The sequence below is a fragment of the Streptomyces sp. NPDC056452 genome (genome assembly GCF_042796085.1).
In the GTDB taxonomy this organism is placed as follows: Bacteria; Actinomycetota; Actinomycetes; order Streptomycetales; family Streptomycetaceae; genus Streptomyces.
The window spans coordinates 31237-50684 of sequence record NZ_JBHTRI010000009.1 but is presented as its reverse complement, the minus strand read 5'-3'; the positions used below and the strand labels follow the sequence as shown (position 1 = coordinate 50684).

The window sequence follows — 19448 nt, the reverse complement described above, 5'->3', positions numbered from 1 at the left end:
GGGGTGTGCCGGAGGGTGTGACCCGGACCCTGTGTCCGGCCGCGGGCCCGGTGTAGGTTGCGGACCATGCGGGCCATGGGGGAGTGGAGCGCCGGCGCATGCCGCCGGCTGGGTACGGCCGGATCGGCCGGGGTCGCCCTGGGCGGCTGGGCCGTCGGCACCCTGCCGGCCCGCGACCCGTGGGGGGTGTGGGTGCCTCACGGGGCCGTGGTCGGCGCCGTGGGCCACTTCCTGGCGTACGGCGGGCTCACCCTGCTCGTCATCGCCTGGTGGCAGTACCGCAGGGCCGGCGCCTCCGTACGCGACACGATCCGCACCCTCGTCTGCTGGGCGGCCCCGCTCGTCCTGGCCCCGCCGCTCCACAGCGCCGACGTGTACAGCTACATAGCCCAGGGCGCGATGGTCCTCGAGGGCCACGACGTCTACAGCGCCGGTCCGTCGGTACTCGACCCCGCCGGGCCGGGCGGCGACGCCGCGGCGAGCGTGGGCGGCCACTGGACCGACACCCCGGCCCCGTACGGTCCGTTCTTCCTCATCCTCGCGCGGGGTGTGGCCTGGGCGACGGGCGGAACGATCGTCCCCGCCGTGCTGGGCATGCGGATCCTCGCCCTGGGCGCGCTGGCGCTGATCGTATGGGGCCTGCGGCACCTCGCCCGGGAGCACGGCCGCAGCGAGAGCGCGGCCCTCCGGCTGGGCGCGCTCAACCCTCTGCTGCTCGTGCACGTCGTCGGCGGCATGCACAACGACGGACTGATGATCGGCCTCATGCTGGCGGGCGCGGTGCTCGCCCTGCGCGGGCGGTGGATCACCGGCGCGGCGCTCATCGGCCTCGCCGTGATGGTGAAGTCCCCGGCGGCCGTGGCGCTGTTGTTCGTAGGCGTAGTGGTGGGCCGGGCGGCGACCGGGTCCGTCGTACGCCGGGCCGCGAAGGGGCTGCTGGCGCCCGGACTCGTCGCCGGGGCGGTCGTGGCCCTGGTGACGCTCCTGGGCGGCACGGGCTTCGGCTGGCTGGGCACCCAGGGCGTCGCCGGACGCATACACACCGCGCTGTCGGCCAGCAGCGACCTCGGCCTCGGGCTGGGCGAACTGCTGCGGCTGACCGTCGGCACCGACCCGGACCCGGTGAAGTCCGCCGTACAGAACCTGGGTCTGCTGGTGGCCCTCGTGCTGATCGCCCGCCTCGCGTGGCGCTCCGCGGGCGGCCGTACGGAACCGGTCCACGCCCTCGGGGTCGCCCTGGTGACCCTGGTGGCCCTCTCCCCGATGGTGCAGCCGTGGTACCTGCTGTGGGGTACGGCGGTGCTCGCCGCCACCGCGTGCGAGGGCCGGATCCGGAACGTGGTGACCGTGCTGTCGGCGGCGCTCGTGTACGAGACGCAGCCCTCCGGCTCGACCCCCGTGTACGGCTTCGTGCTGGCGGGGCTCACCTGCGTGGCCGGGGTGCTGCTCCTGCGCCGCGAGGCGGCCACGCGGGAGTTGCCCCGGGTGCCGGTGCAGCGCGGGCCCGAGGACGCCGTGACGAAGGCGGAGGCGGACATGCCGGCCGCCTCGCACTGACCGGCAGCACCGCCGCACACCGACGGGCCGTCACTCCCGAGCGGGGGAGTGACGGCCCGCGGCCGTACTCAGGTGTCCGGTCTACCGGAGCTTGTGAATCAGAGAACGCGGACCGCGCCCGACGGCGGGTCGTAGTCCAGGGACTTCTGCACCACACCGGTGCTGGAGTTCTGCGCACCGACGAACTGGCCGCCGCCCACGTAGATCCCGACGTGGTACGCGCTGCCCGCGCCGCCCCAGTACAGGATGTCGCCGGGCTGCAGGTTGCTGAGTGAGACCTGGGTGCCGGCCGTCGACTGGCTCTGCGAGACACGCGGCAGGTCGACGCCCACCGTGCGGAACGCGGCCTGGACGAGGCCCGAGCAGTCCCACGAGTTGGGGCCGGTGCCGCCGGAGACGTACGCGTCGCCGATCTGCGACTGCGCGAACGCGACGACGGACGCCGCGGAGCCCGTGGCGTTCGACGAGTAGGAGGGGGAGTCCGAAGAGCCCGAGGAGGCGCTGAGCGTCGTGCGCTCGGAGGTACGGGAGGCGCGCTCGGCGGCCTCCGCCTTGGCCTTGGCGGCCGCCTCGGCCTTCTTCTTGGCCTCTGCCTTGCGGATCGCCTCGGCCTTGGCCTTCTTGGCGGTCTTGGCCGCGGTGGCCGCCGCTGCGTCCTCGTTGGCCTGCGTCTCGAGGTCGAGGGCGACCTGCTGCGTGGCCTGCGCGGAGGCGGCGACTGCGGTGGAGAGCCCGGCGGTGATGGTGGGCATCTCGATGGTCTGGGTCACCGGCTCGGCCTGCGCCGGGCCGGCGGCACCTGCGACCGCGATGGTGCTGAGGACGCCACCGGCAACTCCGGCGCGCAGCGCCGTCTTGGAGGCGCTTTGGCGGGGCTTCCGGTGGCTGGGTATGTGAGCGGTGTGGGACATGGGTACTAGCGCTATCAGGGCTGTAGGGGTCCCATCAAGAAACGTGTGTTGCGACACAGTTACGTTCGGAATCTGTGAATCCGCTTATTTGAGGCCTTTATTGACGCCGTAACGGGCAAACCGGGCACCCGTCATCACAGCCGTGATCACGGAGTTTCAGCAATACGCCCGAATTGCCCGTCGCTTACCATCCGTTCACACCGATGGCCAAGCCCGCTTTTGTTGAAGCGTTGGTGGAGTGATGCAGGTCACAGCATGACTCTTGCGTGAGAGGCAACCGCGCGACCGCGTCCCGAGTGGGGGCGGAATCGGCCGGCCCCTCCCGGCTCCGTGGCCTATTGGCGAGTCATGTCCGTTTGCTCCGGGTCCGGTCGGCGTCCGGTCGGCATCCGGGTCGGCGTCCGGTCGGCGTCCGGGTCGGCATCCGGTCGATGCCTCGCCGGTGACCCCTCGGTATCTCGTTCGCGATCCCCGGTGCCCCGTCCGCGGTCCTTCGGCGGTTCAGCACTCTGTTCGGGGGCCGTGCGTCCGGAAGTTCGTGAATGCGTGCGCATTGTCCACATCGGTACCCCGGACCCCACGTCCGGGTGGCTGCCGGACGGTGCCGATTCCTATATCACCGGCAGAGCGTCCATCGCCAATTTGCTTGCAATGGCCGTCGATTGATAGAGCTATGCGCCTTTGACCAGCGGTAACGCCACCGGATGTCACGTCTCGTAGCTACTCGGCCGCTTCGCGTACGAAGATCACCGCTCATCCGACTTCATGATCGTTCGTCAGGTGGTGGAGATCACAAAGACGGTGACGTACCCCGTGTCGCAGATCACAGGACGGCAGGCATAGGATGCGGGGCAGTCGGGCTTGTGAACTGCCTCACATGTGCACGATCTTGGTGAGGTGGCGAGCCGGTCGCCCGATGCGGTCCAACGGTCAAGGACGACTGGAAGGAGCGAGGAGCGTGAATGCCTACGCGCCCATCCTCGTGCTCGGCGCCCTCGGGGCAGGCTTTGCGATCTTCTCCGTGGTCATGGCCACGCTTATCGGGCCAAAGCGGTACAACCGAGCAAAGCTGGAAGCGTACGAGTGCGGTATCGAACCCACCCCCACTCCAGCTGGAGGCGGCCGGTTCCCGATCAAGTACTACCTGACGGCGATGCTGTTCATCGTCTTCGACATCGAGATCGTCTTCCTCTATCCCTGGGCGGTCACCTTCGACGCCCTGGGGATCTTCGGGCTCGTCGAGATGCTGCTCTTCGTGCTCACCGTCTTCGTCGCCTACGCGTATGTGTGGCGCCGGGGCGGCCTGGAATGGGACTGAGGGGCTGAGGGGCACACCATGGGACTCGAAGAGAAGCTGCCAAGCGGCTTTGTGCTGACCACTGTCGAGCAGGCCGCCGGCTGGGTACGGAAGTCGTCCGTCTTCCCTGCCACCTTCGGCCTCGCCTGCTGCGCCATCGAGATGATGACGACCGGAGCCGGGCGCTACGACCTGGCCCGTTTCGGGATGGAGGTCTTCCGCGGATCGCCGCGGCAGGCGGATCTGATGATCGTCGCGGGACGGGTCAGCCAGAAGATGGCGCCCGTCCTGAGGCAGGTCTACGACCAGATGCCGAGCCCCAAGTGGGTCATCTCCATGGGGGTTTGTGCGTCATCGGGCGGTATGTTCAACAATTACGCCATTGTGCAAGGTGTTGATCACATTGTTCCGGTCGATATCTATTTGCCGGGATGCCCGCCGCGTCCCGAGATGCTGATCGACGCCATCCTCAAACTCCACCAGAAGATCCAGGGCTCCAAGCTCGGGGTCAACGCGGAGGAGGCCGCCCGCGAGGCGGAGGAGGCGGCCCTCAAGGCACTCCCCCTGATCGAGATGAAGGGGCTGCTGCGGTGAGCGACGAGCAGAAGAACAACGGAGTGCCCGCACCGCGCGAGGACTCCGGTGACGTCATCGGCGTACGCAAGGGCATGTTCGGTGCCAACAACGGCGGCGACACCTCGGGCTACGGCGGACTCGTCCGCACCGTGACCCTGCCGGGTGCCTCGTCCCGCCCCTACGGCGGCTGGTTCGACGAAGTGGCCGACGAGCTGGAAGGGGCCCTGGAGGAACAGGACCTGCTGCCCGCCAACGCCATCGAGAAGACGGTCGTCGACCGGGGCGAACTCACCTTCCACATCGCCCGCGAGCACCTGCTCACCGTGGCCCGCACCCTGCGCGACGACCCCGCCCTGAGGTTCGAGCTCTGTACGGGCGTCAGCGGCGTGCACTACCTCGGGGACAAGGGCCGCGAGCTGCACGCGGTCTACCACCTGAGGTCGCTCACCCACGGGCGGCTGATCCGCCTCGAGGTGTCCGCCCCGGACAGTGATCCGCACATCCCGTCCCTCGTCGCGGTCTACCCGACCAACGACTGGCACGAGCGCGAGACCTACGACTTCTTCGGGCTGGTCTTCGACGGGCACCCCGCCCTCACCCGGATCATGATGCCGGACGACTGGCAGGGCTTCCCGCAGCGCAAGGACTATCCGCTCGGCGGCATCGCCGTCGAGTACAAGGGCGCCCAGATCCCGGCTCCGGACCAGCGGAGGTCGTACAGCTGATGACCACTCCCCATGCAACACCCCGTGCCACGACCGAGGGGACTGTATATACAGTCACCGGCGGCGACTGGGACGAGGTCGTCGAGTCCGCGGCCAAGGCGGACGACGAACGCATCATCGTCAACATGGGCCCCCAGCACCCGTCCACGCACGGCGTGCTGCGGCTGATCCTGGAGATCGACGGCGAGACCGTCAAAGAGGCCCGCTGCGGCATCGGCTATCTCCACACCGGCATCGAGAAGAACCTCGAGTTCCGGAACTGGACACAGGGCACCACCTTCGTCACGCGCATGGACTACCTGACCCCGTTCTTCAACGAGGCGGCGTACTGCCTCGGGACGGAGAAGCTCCTCGGTATCGAGGACCAGATCCCCGACCGGGCCACCGTCCTGCGCGTGCTCCTGATGGAGCTCAACCGGATCTCCTCGCACCTGGTGTGCATCGCCACCGGCGGCATGGAACTCGGCGCCACGACGATCATGATCTACGGCTTCCGTGATCGTGAACTCGTTCTCGATCTCTTCGAGCTGATCACCGGCCTCCGGATGAACCACGCGTTCATCCGGCCCGGCGGCCTGGCGCAGGACCTGCCCCCGGGCGCGGTCGACCAGATCCGCGAGTTCATCAAGACCATGAAGAAGAACCTGCCGGAGTACGACAAGCTCGCGACCGGCAACCCCATCTTCAAGGCCCGTATGCAGGACGTCGGCTACCTCGACCTGACCGGCTGCATGGCGCTCGGCGCCACCGGCCCGGTCCTGAGGTCCGCCGGACTCCCGCACGACCTGCGCAAGAGCGACCCGTACTGCGGCTACGAGAACTACGAGTTCGACGTGCCCACCGCGGACACCTGCGACGCCTACGGCCGCTTCCTCATCCGCCTGGAGGAGATGCGCCAGTCGCTCAGGATCGTCGAGCAGTGCCTGGACCGGCTGGAGCCGGGCCCGGTCATGGTCGCCGACAAGAAGATCGCCTGGCCCGCGCAGCTCGCGCTCGGACCCGACGGACTCGGCAACTCGCTCGACCACATCAAGAAGATCATGGGCACCTCCATGGAGGCCCTGATCCACCACTTCAAGCTGGTGACCGAGGGCTTCCGGGTCCCGGCCGGACAGACGTACACGGCCATAGAGTCCCCCAAGGGCGAGCTGGGCGTGCACGCCGTCTCGGACGGCGGCACCCGGCCCTTCCGGGTCCACTTCCGCGACCCGTCCTTCACCAACCTGCAGGCCATGGCGGCGATGTGCGAGGGCGGCCAGGTCGCCGACGTCATCGTCGCTGTCGCGTCCATCGACCCCGTGATGGGAGGCGTCGACCGGTGACCGCATCCAACCAAGAAGTCAGCCTGGGGATGCCGCAGCTCCCCGCCCCCGCCTACCCGGCCGAGGTGCGCACCCGGCTCGAAGCGGACGCGAAGGAGGTGATCGCCCGCTACCCCGGCAGCCGCTCCGCGCTGCTGCCGCTGCTGCACCTCGTGCAGTCCGAGGAGGGGTACGTCTCCCGTACGGGCATGACGTTCTGCGCCGAACTGCTCGGCCTCACCACCGCCGAGGTCACCGCGGTCGCCACCTTCTACTCGATGTACCGGCGCCGTCCGAGCGGCGACTACCAGGTCGGGGTCTGCACCAACACCCTGTGCGCGGTCATGGGCGGCGACGCCATCTTCGACCGGCTCAAGGACCACCTCGGCGTGGGCAACGACGAGACGACCGAGGACGGCAAGGTCACGCTCGAGCACATCGAGTGCAACGCGGCCTGCGACTTCGCGCCCGTCGTGATGGTCAACTGGGAGTTCTTCGACAACCAGACGCCGGAGAGCGCGACGCAGCTCGTCGACGACCTGATCGCCGGCCGGACCGTCGAACCCACCCGCGGCGCCCCCCTGTGCACGTACAAGGAGACCGCCCGCATCCTGGCCGGCTTCCCCGACGAGCGCCCGGGTGCCGTCGCGGCGACCGGCGGAGCGGGTGCCGCCTCACTGGTCGGACTGAAGCTGGCCAGGGGCGAGGCCGCCCCGCAGCCGCGCGTCGTCGCCCCGCGGGGCGAGGCCCCGAGCGACCAGCCGCAGAAGGGTGCCGAGCACCTCAGCTCGCACGACGCGCCGCAGCAGACCTCGGCCTCCGACCCGGAGCACCCGGCCGGGCCCGCAGCCGAGGAGGGGGAGTGATGACCTTGGCAGCCGAGATCGACAAGAACGGGACCAGCCCGGAGAAGCTCCTGGCCCCGGTCCTCTCCGCCTTCTGGGACGAGCCGGAGTCCTGGACGCTGGACACCTACCGGCGTCACGAGGGCTACGAGGGCCTGCGCAAGGCGCTGGCCATGTCGCCGGACGACCTCATCGCGTACGTCAAGGACTCCGGTCTGCGCGGGCGCGGCGGCGCCGGCTTCCCCACCGGGATGAAGTGGCAGTTCATCCCGCAGGGCGACGGCAAGCCGCACTACCTGGTCGTCAACGCCGACGAGTCGGAGCCGGGGACCTGCAAGGACATCCCGCTCCTCTTCGCGAACCCGCACAGCCTCATCGAGGGCATCGTGATCGCCTGCTACGCGATCAGGTCCTCGCACGCCTTCATCTATCTGCGCGGTGAAGTCGTCCCCGTACTGCGGCGGCTGCACGAGGCCGTACGTGAGGCGTACGAGGCTGGGTACCTGGGGAAGGACGCCCTGGGCCCGGGGCTCGACCTGGAACTCACGGTGCACGCCGGTGCCGGTGCGTACATCTGCGGTGAGGAAACCGCGCTGCTCGACTCGCTCGAAGGACGCCGCGGCCAGCCCCGGCTGCGTCCCCCCTTCCCCGCGGTCGCCGGTCTGTACGCCTGTCCCACTGTGGTGAACAACGTCGAGTCCATCGCCTCGGTTCCCGCGATCCTGAACAAGGGCAAGGACTGGTTCAAGTCCATGGGCAGCGAGAAGTCCCCGGGCTTCACGCTGTATTCGCTCAGCGGGCACGTCACCAGCCCCGGCCAGTACGAGGCCCCGCTCGGCATCACCCTGCGCCAGCTGCTCGACATGAGCGGCGGCATCAGGGCCGGACACCGCCTGAAGTTCTGGACCCCCGGCGGCTCCTCCACCCCGATGTTCACCGAGGAGCACCTCGACGTCCCGCTGGACTACGAGGGCGTCGGCGCCGCCGGCTCCATGCTCGGCACCAAGGCGCTGCAGTGCTTCGACGAGACCACCTGCGTGGTGCGGGCCGTCACCCGCTGGACCGAGTTCTACGCCCATGAGTCCTGCGGCAAGTGCACGCCATGCCGTGAGGGCACCTACTGGCTCGTCCAGCTGCTCCGCGACATCGAGGCCGGCAAGGGCGAGATGGCCGACCTCGACAAGCTGAACGACATCGCCGACAACATCAACGGCAAGTCCTTCTGCGCCCTCGGTGACGGCGCCGCCTCGCCGATCTTCTCCTCGCTGAAGTACTTCCGCGAGGAGTACGAGCAGCACATCACGGGCAAGGGCTGCCCCTTCGATCCCGCCAGGTCGACCCTCTGGGCCGACGACAAAGACGACAAGAACGCTCACCGGGGGGTGAACGCATGACAGTCACCACGAGTGCGCCCTCCGGGGGCGGCGAGGCGGCCATCCCGCCCGAGGACCTGGTCACGCTGACCATCGACGGCATCGAGATCAGTGTCCCCAAGGGCACCCTGGTCATCCGTGCCGCCGAGCTCCTCGGCATCGAGATCCCGCGCTTCTGCGACCACCCCCTCCTCGACCCGGCCGGCGCCTGCCGGCAGTGCATCGTCGAGGTCGAGGGCCAGCGCAAGCCGATGGCGTCCTGCACCATCACGTGCACCGACGGCATGGTCGTGAAGTCGCAGATCACCTCGCCGGTCGCGGAGAAGGCCCAGAAGGGTGTGATGGAGCTCCTGCTCATCAACCACCCGCTGGACTGCCCGGTCTGCGACAAGGGCGGCGAATGCCCCCTGCAGAACCAGGCGATGTCGCACGGCGGCGCCGACTCCCGCTTCGACGGGAAGAAGCGCACCTTCGAGAAGCCCGTCCCGATCTCCACCCAGGTGCTGCTGGACCGCGAGCGGTGCGTGCTCTGCGCGCGCTGCACCCGGTTCTCCAACCAGGTGGCGGGCGACCCGATGATCGAACTCATCGAGCGTGGCGCGCTCCAGCAGGTCGGCACCGGGCAGGGCGACCCCTTCGAGTCGTACTTCTCCGGCAACACCATCCAGATCTGCCCCGTCGGCGCGCTCACCTCGGCGGCGTACCGCTTCCGCTCCCGGCCCTTCGACCTCGTGTCGACGCCGTCGGTGTGCGAGCACTGCGCGGGCGGCTGCGCGACCCGCACCGACCACCGCCGCGGCAAGGTCATGCGGCGGCTCGCCTCCAACGACCCCGAGGTCAACGAGGAATGGCTCTGCGACAAGGGCCGCTTCGGATTCCGCTACGCCCAGCAGCGTGACCGGCTCACCACTCCGCTCGTACGCAACGCGGACGGGGTACTCGAAGCGGCGAGCTGGCCCGAGGCACTGGCGGCCGCGGCAACCGGTCTCTCGGCCGCCCGCGGCAGGGCCGGTGTCCTCACCGGCGGCCGGCTCACCGTCGAGGACGCCTACGCGTACAGCAAGTTCGCGCGGATCGCCCTCGGCACGAACGACATCGACTTCCGCGCCCGGATCCACAGCAGCGAGGAAGCCGACTTCCTGGCCGCGCGGGTGGCCGGACGCGGTCGCGACCTGGACGGCAGCGGGGTCACGTACACCTCGCTGGAGAAGGCCCCGGCGGTCCTGCTGGCCGGCTTCGAGTCCGAGGAGGAGGCGCCCGGCGTCTTCCTGCGGCTGCGCAAGGCCCACCGCAAGCACGGGCAGCGGACGTTCGCGCTCGCCTCGCACGCCACGCGCGGACTGGAGAAGGCGGGCGGCACCCTGCTCCCCGCCGCCCCCGGTACCGAGACCGAGTGGCTGGACGCGCTCGCGGGCGGTGTCGGACTTGAGGGTGACGGTGCCGTCGCCGCCGAGGCGCTGCGCGGTGAAGGCTCCCTGATCGTGGTGGGCGAACGGCTCGCCGGGGTCCCCGGGGCGCTGACCGCCGTCGTACGGACCGCCGCCGCCACCGGTGCCACGCTCGTGTGGATTCCGCGGCGGGCCGGCGAACGCGGTGCGGTGGAGGCGGGCGCGCTCCCGTCGCTGCTGCCCGGCGGCCGTCCGGCGACCGACCCGCGGGCCAGGGAGGAGGTGGCGTCCGTCTGGGGCGTCGCCGAACTCCCGTCCCGCTTCGGCCGCGACACCGGCCAGATCGTCGAGGCCGCGGCCACCGGAGAGCTGGCCGCGCTGCTGGTCGCCGGTGTGGACCCCGAGGACCTGCCCGACCCGGCCGGTGCCCTGCGGGCGCTGGACGAGGTCGGCTTCCTGGTCTCGCTGGAACTGCGCCCCGGCGCGGTCACCGAGCGGGCCGACGTGGTCCTTCCCGTCGCCGCGGTCGCGGAGAAGCCCGGCACGTTCCTCAACTGGGAGGGCAGGGCGCGGATGTTCGAAGCCGCGCTGAAGCCCGAGCAGCTGCCGCGCACACTCTGCCCGACCGACGCACGGGTCCTGCACATGCTCGCCGACGCCCTCGACGTGCACCTCGCACTGCCGGACCTGAGGGCGGCGCGGCGCGAGCTCGACCGCCTCGGCGGCTGGCAGGGCACCCACGCCGAGGACCCGCGGGCCACGTCCCGGCCGGTGCCCGGGGCCGGCGACGGCGAAGCCGTACTCGCGGGCCACCGGATGCTGCTCGACCGGGGCCAACTGCAGCAGGGCGACGAGGCGCTGGCCGGAACCCGGCACGCGGCCGTCGCACGGCTCTCCGCCGCCACCGCGGCCGAGACCGGAGTGAAGGACGGCGACCTGCTGGCCGTCACCGGACCCGCCGGCACCACCGAACTCCCGCTGACGGTCACCGACATGCCGGACCGGGTGGTGTGGGTGCCCCTCAACTCCGTCGGCCGGGGCGTTCCCGCCGACACCGGAGTGCAGCCGGGCGGACTGGTCCGGATCGGTCCGGCCGCCGGAAGCCCCGCAGAGACACCGGAGGTGCGAGCGTGACTGGCCTCGCTCAACTCGCCGCGACACCGAACGGTGCCGTACTCGCCGCCGAGGACCTCTCGATGTTCGGCACGGACCCGTGGTGGCTCGTCGTCGTCAAGGCGGTCTTCTGCTTCGCGTTCCTGATGGTGACCGTGCTCTTCTCCATCGTGTGGGAGCGCAAGGTCGTCGCCTGGATGCAGCTGCGCATCGGCCCGAACCGGCACGGCCCCTGGGGCATGCTCCAGTCGCTCGCCGACGGCATCAAGCTGATGCTCAAGGAAGACGTCATCGTCAAGCGGGCCGACAAGGTCGTCTACGTCCTGGCCCCGATCATCGCCGCCGCACCGGCGTTCATGGCGATCGCGGTGATCCCGTTCGGCCCGTCGGGCAACGAGGTCTCGATCTTCGGGCAGCGCACGACGATGCAGCTCACCGACCTGCCGATCGCGATGCTGTACATCCTCGCGGTCGCCTCCGTCGGCATCTACGGCATCGTGCTGGCCGGCTGGTCCTCCGGATCGACGTACCCGCTGCTCGGCGGTCTGCGCTCCTGCGCCCAGATGATCAGCTACGAGATCGCGATGGGCGCCGCCTTCGCCTCGGTGTTCCTCTACTCCGGGTCGATGTCGACCTCGAAGATCGTGGAGGCGCAGGAGGACCGCTGGTTCATCATCCTGCTGCCGGTCTCCTTCATCATCTACGTCGTCACGATGGTCGGGGAGACCAACCGGGCCCCGTTCGACATGCCGGAGTCCGAGGGCGACCTCGTCGGCGGCTTCAACACCGAGTACTCCTCGATCAAGTTCGCGATGTTCATGCTCGCCGAGTACGTCAACATGGTCACCGTCTCCGCGGTCTCCGTGACCCTGTTCCTGGGCGGCTGGCGGGCTCCGTACCCGATCAGCACCTTCTGGGAGGGCGCGAACCACGGCTGGTGGCCGATGCTCTGGTTCGTCATCAAGGTCCAACTGCTGCTGTTCTTCTTCATCTGGCTGCGCGGCACCCTGCCCAGGGTCCGCTACGACCAGCTGATGAAGCTCGGCTGGAAGGTCCTGATCCCGGTCTCCGTGGTCTGGCTGATGCTGGTGGCCACGGTCAGGGCGCTGCGCAACGAGGGCTACGACTTCTCGAAGATCGTGCTGTACGTCGCGGGGGCCGTGATCGCGATCCTGCTGATCTCCTTCGTCGTCGACATCTTCCGGGACCGCAAGGCGAAGGAAGCCGAAGCGGCTGCCGAGCCGGAGCCGGCGTTCGACCCGATGGCGGGCGGATTCCCGGTACCGCCGCTGCCCGGACAGAGCCTGCCGCCGGTACCGCGCCGCAGGCCGCGCCGTGAGCGGGAGCTCGTTGTCAGTGGCGGACCCGATACTCAGAGTGACGAACACGCGAGTGACGGAAAGGAGGCTGACGGTGTCTGAGTCATCAGAACCCTCAGGGGAGAAGTTCCAGAATCCTGTGGCCGGCTTCGGCGTGACCTTCAAGGCCATGTTCAAGAAGCGGCTGACCGAGCAGTACCCGGAGACGCCGAAGGTGACGGCGCCGCGCTTCCACGGCCGGCACCAGCTCAACCGTCACCCCGACGGCCTGGAGAAGTGCGTCGGCTGCGAGCTGTGCGCCTGGGCGTGTCCGGCGGACGCCATCTACGTGGAGGGCGCGGACAACACGGACGAGGAGCGCTACTCCCCGGGGGAGCGCTACGGCCGCGTCTACCAGATCAACTACGCGCGCTGCATCCTGTGCGGGCTCTGCATCGAGGCGTGCCCCACCCGGGCGCTCACGATGACGAACGAGTTCGAGCTCGCCAACACCACCCGCGAGAGCCTCATCTACACCAAGGACGAGCTGCTCGCGGGGCTGGAGGAAGGCATGGTCGACAGTCCGCACGCGATCTTCCCCGGCATGGACGAGCAGGACTACTACCGGGGCCTGGTGAGCGAGGCCGCACCCGGTACGGAGCGTCAGACCGCGGTCTCCAAGGGCGAAGCCGACAAGGAGGTGGACGCATGACCTCCGGTCTGGCCGCCGCGGCCTCCACGACCTCCACTCCCGAGGCCGTCCAGTTCTGGCTGCTCGGCACCGTCGCCGTCATCGGCGCGCTCTCCACCGTCCTGATGAAGAAGGCGGTCCACAGCGCGCTGTCGCTCGCCGGCACCATGATCGTGCTGGCGGTCTTCTACCTCGCCAACGGCGCCTACTTCCTGGGCATCGTCCAGGTCGTCGTCTACACCGGCGCGATCATGATGCTGTTCCTCTTCGTGGTCATGCTCGTCGGTGTCACGGCGGCGGACTCGCTGAAGGAGACCATCAAGGGCCAGCGCTGGCTGGCCGCCGGATGCGGACTCGGCTTCGGCGTCCTGCTGATCGCCGGCATCGGCCAGGCCTCCCTGGCCAGCTTCAACGGCCTCGGCGCGGCGAACGCCCAGCACGGCGGGAACGTCGAGGGCCTCGCCAACCTCATCTTCACCAAGTACGTCTTCGCGTTCGAGATCACGGGCGCCCTGCTGATCACGGCGACCGTCGGCGCGATGCTCCTGACGCACCGCGAGCGCACCGAACGCGCCAAGACGCAGCGGGAGATGTCCGAGGACCGGGTGCGCAGCAACCACCTCCCGCCGCTCCCCGCCCCGGGTGTCTACGCCCGGCACAACGCGGTGGACATCGCCGGACTGCTCCCGGACGGCACCGCCTCCGAGCTCACCGTCATGCAGACGCTGCGCCGGCGGGGCCAGATCCGGGACGTGTCGACCGAGTCGCTCGCCGACCTCAAGGCGCTGGAACAGCGCTCCGGGGAACGGCTGGGCCGTGACCACGAAGAAGAAGGGGAGGAGATCGCCAAGTGAATCCGGTCAACTACCTCTACCTCGCCGCCCTTTTGTTCACGATCGGCGCCTCCGGCGTCCTGATCAGGCGGAACGCGATCGTGGTGTTCATGTGCGTGGAGCTGATGCTCAACGCCTGCAACCTCGCGTTCGTCGCGTTCTCCCGGATGCACGGAAACCTCGACGGCCAGATCATCGCCTTCTTCACGATGGTCGTCGCCGCCGCCGAGGTCGTCGTCGGGCTCGCGATCATCGTGTCGCTGTTCCGCTCCCGCCACTCGGCCTCGGTCGACGACGCCAGCCTGATGAAGCTGTAAGGGGTCGGAATCGTGGAAAACCTGATTGCGCTGCTGGTCGCGGCGCCCCTGCTCGGAGCGGTGGTCCTGCTGTGCGGGGGCCGCCGGCTCGACCGGGCCGGCCACTGGCTCGGCACGCTGTTCTCCGCCGCGGCCTTCGTCGTCGGCGTGGTGCTGTTCATCGACATGCTGGGCAAGGGCGCCGAGGACCGCGCCCTGCACCAGATGCTGTACAGCTGGATTCCCGTCGAGGGCTTCCAGGCCGATGTGGCCTTCCAGCTCGACCAGCTGTCGATGACGTTCGTCCTGCTGATCACGGGTGTGGGAACGCTGATCCACATCTACTCGATCGGCTACATGGAGCACGACGAGCGCCGCCGCCGCTTCTTCGGCTATCTGAACCTGTTCCTCGCGGCGATGCTCCTGCTGGTCATCGCCGACAACTACCTCCTCCTGTACGTCGGGTGGGAGGGCGTCGGCCTGGCGTCGTACCTGCTCATCGGCTTCTGGCAGCACAAGCCCAGCGCGGCCACCGCCGCCAAGAAGGCCTTCCTGGTCAACCGGGTCGGCGACATGGGCCTGTCGATCGCGATCATGCTGATGTTCACCACCTTCGGCACGTTCGCCTTCGGGCCGGTGTTCGCCGCGACCGACGGGGCGAGCGAGGGCAAGCTGACCGCGATCGGCCTGATGCTGCTCCTCGCGGCCTGCGGCAAGTCCGCCCAGGTCCCGCTGCAGTCCTGGCTCGGTGACGCGATGGAGGGCCCGACCCCGGTCTCCGCCCTCATCCACGCCGCCACCATGGTGACCGCCGGCGTCTACCTCATCGTCCGCTCCGGCGCGATCTTCAACGCGGCGCCCGACGCCCAACTGGTCGTCGTGGTCGTCGGCGCGGTCACGCTCCTCTTCGGTGCGATCGTCGGTTGCGCCAAGGACGACATCAAGAAGGCCCTCGCCGGGTCGACGATGTCGCAGATCGGCTACATGGTCCTGGCCGCGGGTCTCGGCCCCATCGGCTACGTCTTCGCGATCATGCACCTGGTGACGCACGGCTTCTTCAAGGCCGGCCTCTTCCTCGGCGCCGGTTCGGTCATGCACGGCATGAACGACGAGGTCGACATGCGGAAGTACGGCGGCCTGCGGAAGTACATGCCGGTCACCTTCATCACCTTCGGCCTCGGCTACCTCGCGATCATCGGCTTCCCCGGCCTGTCCGGCTTCTTCTCCAAGGACAAGATCATCGAGGCGGCCTTCGCGAAGGGCGGCACGGAGGGCTGGATCCTCGGCTCCGTCGCCCTGCTCGGCGCCGCGATCACCGCGTTCTACATGACGCGGGTGATGCTGATGACGTTCTTCGGCGAGAAGCGCTGGCAGGCCGACGCGGAGGGCCACGACCCGCACCCGCACGAGTCGCCGAAGTCGATGACGATCCCGATGGTCGTGCTGGCCTTCGGGTCGGTCTTCGCCGGAGGCTTCTTCTCCATCGGCGACCGGTTCATGCACTGGCTGGAGCCCGTCACCGGACACGACCACGGGCACGCGCCCGTCAGCGCGACCACCGTCACCTCCGCCACCATGGTGGTGCTGGTCATCGGTGTCGCCATCGCCTGGTTCATGTACGGGCGCAGGCCCGTCCCCGTCGTCGCCCCGCGCGGCTCGCTGCTCACCCGGGCCGCCCGCCGCGACCTTCTCCAGGACGACTTCAACCATGTGGTCCTGGTCCGCGGCGGCGAGCACCTCACCCGCTCCCTGGTCTACGTCGACCACACCCTGGTCGACGGCGTCGTCAACGGCACGGCCGCCTCGATGGGCGGGCTCTCCGGCCGGCTGCGCAAGCTGCAGAACGGCTATGCCCGCTCCTACGCGGTCTCGATGTTCGGCGGTGCGGCGGTCCTCATCGCCGCAACCCTGCTGATGAGGGCGGTCTGATCACATGTCCTTTCCCCTCCTGACAGCGACGGCGGCGCTCCCGGCGATCGGCGCGATCGCCACCGCCGCCGTCCCCGCCGCACAGCGCACCGCGGCCAAATGGCTCGCGCTGATCGTCTCGCTCGGCACGCTCGTCCTCGCGGGCATCGTGTTCGCCCGCTTCGAACCGGGCGGCGACCGCTACCAGCTGACCGAATCGCACGCCTGGATCAAGGACTTCGGCGTCCGGTACGAGCTGGGCGTCGACGGCATCGGGGTGGCGCTCCTCGCGCTCACCGCGCTGCTGATCCCCTTCGTCATCCTGGCCGGCTGGCACGACGCCGACCCCCTGGAGACGAAGTCCTCCCGCTGGAGGCCCACGCAGGGCTTCTTCGCCCTCATCCTGATGGTCGAAGCGATGGTGATCCTCTCCTTCGAGGCCACCGACGTCTTCCTCTTCTACATCCTCTTCGAAGCCATGCTCATCCCGATGTACTTCCTCATCGGCGGCTTCGGGGACCGGGCGCACACGGGCAGCGACGAGAACGCGGCGGCGCAGCGCAGCTACGCGGCCGTGAAGTTCCTCCTCTACAACCTGGCCGGCGGGCTCATCATGCTGGCCGCCGTCATCGGGCTCTACGTGGTCGCGGGGAGCTTCTCGCTCTCCGAGATCGCCGAGGCCCGGGCCAACGGTTCGCTGGAGATGGCGAGCAGCACCGAGCGGTGGCTGTTCCTCGGCTTCTTCTTCGCCTTCGCGGTGAAGGCGCCGCTGTGGCCGCTGCACACCTGGCTGCCCAACGCCATGGGCGAGGCGACCACCCCGGTGGCCGTCCTGATCACCGCGGTCGTCGACAAGGTCGGCACCTTCGCGATGCTCCGCTTCTGCCTCCAGCTGTTCCCGGAGGCCAGCAAGTGGGCGACGCCGGTGATTCTCGTGCTGGCGCTGATCTCCATCATCTACGGGGCGCTGCTCGCCGTCGGCCAGCGCGACATCAAGCGGCTCATCGCCTACGCGTCGATCTCGCACTTCGGCTTCATCGTGCTCGGCATCTTCGCGATGACGAGCCAGGGCCAGTCGGGCGCCACGCTCTACATGGTCAACCACGGTCTCTCGACGGCCGCGCTGATGCTGGTCGCGGGCTTCCTGATCACGCGGCGCGGCTCGCGGCTCATCGCCGACTACGGCGGGGTGCAGAAGGTGGCACCGGTGCTGGCGGGGACGTTCCTCATCGGCGGTCTCGCCACGCTCTCGCTGCCCGGACTCGCCCCGTTCGTCAGTGAGTTCCTCGTCCTGGTCGGCGCGTTCAGCGCGTACCCGGTGGTCGGCATCATCGCGACCCTCGGCATCGTGCTCGCCGCGCTGTACGTCCTCGTCCTCTACCAGCGGACGATGACGGGACCGGTCACGGAGGCGGTCCGGAGCATGCCGGACCTCAAGGTCCGTGAACTGGCGGTCGCCCTGCCGCTGATCGCCCTGCTGATCTTCCTGGGTGTCTTCCCGAAGCCGCTCACGGAAGTCGTCAACCCGGCGGTGCAGCACACCATGCACGACGTACAGAAGAAGGACCCCCAGCCCGAGGTGGAGGCCGCCAAGTGAGCGCAACAGCTGTCCACAGCCTGTGGACGACGGCGGGCGGCGGGGTGACAACGGCTGCCGCGGGCGACAAGTTCACCGCGCCGACCATCGAGTACGCCCAACTGGCGCCCGTCCTGATCGTGATCGGCGTCGCCGTCCTGGGCATCCTGGTGGAGGCCTTCGTCCCGCGCAGGGCCCGCTACACCACGCAGGTCTTCCTGACGGTCGTCGCCCTCGGTGCCGCGTTCGCCGCGGTCCTGGGGCTCGCGGCCGACGGGTACGCGGGAAAGAACGCGCAGATCGCCGCGATGGGCGCCGTCGCCGTCGACGGCCCCGCCCTGTTCCTGCAGGGCACCATCCTGCTCGTCTCGATGGTCTCCGTCTTCACGTTCGCCGAGCGGCGCCTGGACCCCGCCTCGCACGGCAACCGCGTGGACTCCTTCGCCGCGCAGGCCGGTTCGGTGCCCGGCAGTGACGGCGAGAAGGCCGCGGTCAAGGCCGGGTTCACCACGACCGAGGTCTTCCCGCTGGTCCTCTTCTCCGTCGCGGGCATGCTGGTCTTCCCGGCCGCCAACGACCTGCTGACCCTCTTCATCGCGCTCGAGGTCTTCTCCCTCCCGCTCTACCTCCTGTGCGCCGTCGCCCGCCGCAAGCGGCTGATGTCGCAGGAGGCCGCGGTGAAGTACTTCCTGCTCGGGGCCTTCTCCTCGGCGTTCCTGCTCTTCGGGATCGCCCTGCTCTACGGATACGCGGGCACCGTCTCGTACGCCGGTATCGCGAACGTCGTGGACGGCACCGTCCAGGAGATCGACCCGGCGCTCGCGGACACCATGGGCAACGACGTGCTGCTGCTGATCGGCGGCGCGATGATCCTCATGGGCCTGCTGTTCAAGGTCGGCGCGGTCCCGTTCCACATGTGGACCCCGGACGTGTACCAGGGTGCGCCGACGCCGGTCACGGGCTTCATGGCCGCGGCGACGAAGGTCGCCGCGTTCGGTGCCCTGCTGCGCCTGCTGTACGTGGTGCTGCCGGGTCTCACCTGGGACCTGCGCCCCGTCATGTGGGGCGTCGCGATCGTCACGATGCTGGGCGGGGCGATCGTCGCGATCACCCAGACCGACATCAAGCGGCTGCTGGCCTACTCCTCGATCGCGCACGCGGGCTTCATCCTCGCGGGTGTCATCGCGGCCAGTCCGGAGGGGATCTCCTCGGTCCTCTTCTACCTCGGCGTCTACTCCTTCGTGACCGTCGGCGCCTTCGCCGTCGTCACCCTGGTGAGGGACGCGGGGGGCGAGGCGACGCACCTGTCGCAGTGGGCCGGTCTCGGCCGGCGCTCGCCGCTGACCGCGGCGGTCTTCGCCGTGTTCCTGCTGTCCTTCGCCGGTATTCCGCTCACCTCGGGCTTCTCCGGCAAGTTCGCCGTCTTCAAGGCGGCGGCGGACAACGGCGCGGGCGGCCTGGTCGTGGTCGGTGTGATCTCGTCGGCCATCGCCGCGTTCTTCTACATCCGCGTCATCGTCCTGATGTTCTTCAGCGAGCCGAAGGCCGACGGCCCCACGGTCGCCGTCCCGTCCCCGCTGACGATGACGACGATCGCGGTCGGAGTCGCGGTCACGCTGGTGCTGGGCCTGGCCCCGCAGTACTTCCTGGACCTGGCGAGCCAGGCGGGAGTCTTCGTGCGGTAACCGCGTGAGAAGCGCCGCGACAACGCCGGACGGGCCCTGGAAGTCAAACCCGTCCGGCGTTGTCGTATGTGGCGC

16 protein-coding genes are annotated in these 19448 nt (G+C 69.2%); 15 read left to right on the top strand and 1 reads right to left on the bottom strand.

The window, feature by feature from the left end; all coding sequences use genetic code 11:
* The first annotated feature begins 75 nt into the window (after nt 1-75).
* On the top strand, nt 76-1557 hold the full coding sequence (mptB, locus tag ACFQ6X_RS11380; protein WP_383179435.1) for a polyprenol phosphomannose-dependent alpha 1,6 mannosyltransferase MptB: 1482 nt from the start codon (nt 76-78) through the stop codon (nt 1555-1557).
* 98 nt (nt 1558-1655) lie between these two features.
* Here the strand turns inward: mptB and ACFQ6X_RS11375 are convergent, their stop codons facing one another.
* Complete coding sequence (locus tag ACFQ6X_RS11375) at nt 1656-2468, bottom strand: C40 family peptidase (RefSeq protein ID WP_383179432.1); 813 nt, start codon at nt 2466-2468, stop codon at nt 1656-1658.
* Between the two features lie 958 nt (nt 2469-3426).
* On the opposite strand from ACFQ6X_RS11375, the gene ACFQ6X_RS11370 reads away from it, so the two are divergent.
* The 14 genes from ACFQ6X_RS11370 to nuoN are packed head-to-tail and all read left to right on the top strand — an operon-like array spanning nt 3427 to nt 19373.
* Nucleotides 3427-3786 (top strand): NADH-quinone oxidoreductase subunit A, encoded by a 360-nt coding sequence (locus ACFQ6X_RS11370; RefSeq protein WP_003992243.1) that lies wholly within the window; start codon nt 3427-3429, stop codon nt 3784-3786.
* 18 nt (nt 3787-3804) lie between these two features.
* Nucleotides 3805-4359: an NADH-quinone oxidoreductase subunit B family protein gene (locus ACFQ6X_RS11365; protein WP_014154689.1), complete on the top strand. Its 555-nt coding sequence runs from the start codon at nt 3805-3807 to the stop codon at nt 4357-4359.
* Complete coding sequence (locus ACFQ6X_RS11360; RefSeq protein WP_383179427.1) at nt 4356-5066, top strand: NADH-quinone oxidoreductase subunit C; 711 nt, start codon at nt 4356-4358, stop codon at nt 5064-5066. Before ACFQ6X_RS11365 ends, ACFQ6X_RS11360 begins: the two co-directional genes overlap by 4 nt.
* Complete coding sequence (locus ACFQ6X_RS11355) at nt 5066-6388, top strand: NADH-quinone oxidoreductase subunit D (protein WP_383179424.1); 1323 nt, start codon at nt 5066-5068, stop codon at nt 6386-6388. Before ACFQ6X_RS11360 ends, ACFQ6X_RS11355 begins: the two co-directional genes overlap by 1 nt.
* A 29-nt stretch (nt 6389-6417) precedes the next feature.
* Nucleotides 6418-7233, top strand: coding sequence for an NADH-quinone oxidoreductase subunit NuoE (gene nuoE / locus ACFQ6X_RS11350; protein ID WP_383179888.1), 816 nt, complete (start codon nt 6418-6420; stop codon nt 7231-7233).
* A complete protein-coding gene (gene nuoF / locus ACFQ6X_RS11345) occupies nt 7233-8606 on the top strand; it encodes an NADH-quinone oxidoreductase subunit NuoF (RefSeq protein ID WP_329208446.1) in 1374 nt (457 codons plus the stop codon). The genes nuoE and nuoF overlap by 1 nt, the downstream gene beginning before the upstream one ends.
* Nucleotides 8603-11107, top strand: coding sequence for an NADH-quinone oxidoreductase subunit G (locus ACFQ6X_RS11340; RefSeq protein ID WP_383179421.1), 2505 nt, complete (start codon nt 8603-8605; stop codon nt 11105-11107). Before nuoF ends, ACFQ6X_RS11340 begins: the two co-directional genes overlap by 4 nt.
* Entirely contained in the window at nt 11104-12507 is a 1404-nt protein-coding gene (gene nuoH / locus ACFQ6X_RS11335; protein WP_383179419.1) for an NADH-quinone oxidoreductase subunit NuoH, read from the top strand. The genes ACFQ6X_RS11340 and nuoH overlap by 4 nt, the downstream gene beginning before the upstream one ends.
* Nucleotides 12500-13096, top strand: a complete 597-nt coding sequence (gene nuoI / locus ACFQ6X_RS11330) for an NADH-quinone oxidoreductase subunit NuoI (RefSeq protein WP_383179416.1) — start codon at nt 12500-12502, stop codon at nt 13094-13096. Before nuoH ends, nuoI begins: the two co-directional genes overlap by 8 nt.
* Entirely contained in the window at nt 13093-13929 is an 837-nt protein-coding gene (locus ACFQ6X_RS11325) for an NADH-quinone oxidoreductase subunit J (RefSeq protein ID WP_383179413.1), read from the top strand. The genes nuoI and ACFQ6X_RS11325 overlap by 4 nt, the downstream gene beginning before the upstream one ends.
* Nucleotides 13926-14225: an NADH-quinone oxidoreductase subunit NuoK gene (nuoK, locus tag ACFQ6X_RS11320; protein WP_307539564.1), complete on the top strand. Its 300-nt coding sequence runs from the start codon at nt 13926-13928 to the stop codon at nt 14223-14225. The genes ACFQ6X_RS11325 and nuoK overlap by 4 nt, the downstream gene beginning before the upstream one ends.
* A 12-nt stretch (nt 14226-14237) precedes the next feature.
* Nucleotides 14238-16133 (top strand): NADH-quinone oxidoreductase subunit L, encoded by a 1896-nt coding sequence (gene nuoL, locus ACFQ6X_RS11315; protein ID WP_383179410.1) that lies wholly within the window; start codon nt 14238-14240, stop codon nt 16131-16133.
* Nucleotides 16134-16137: 4 nt separating this feature from the next.
* Entirely contained in the window at nt 16138-17709 is a 1572-nt protein-coding gene (locus ACFQ6X_RS11310) for an NADH-quinone oxidoreductase subunit M (protein WP_383179407.1), read from the top strand.
* A complete protein-coding gene (nuoN, locus tag ACFQ6X_RS11305; protein WP_383179404.1) occupies nt 17706-19373 on the top strand; it encodes an NADH-quinone oxidoreductase subunit NuoN in 1668 nt (555 codons plus the stop codon). The genes ACFQ6X_RS11310 and nuoN overlap by 4 nt, the downstream gene beginning before the upstream one ends.
* Nucleotides 19374-19448 lie beyond the last annotated feature (75 nt).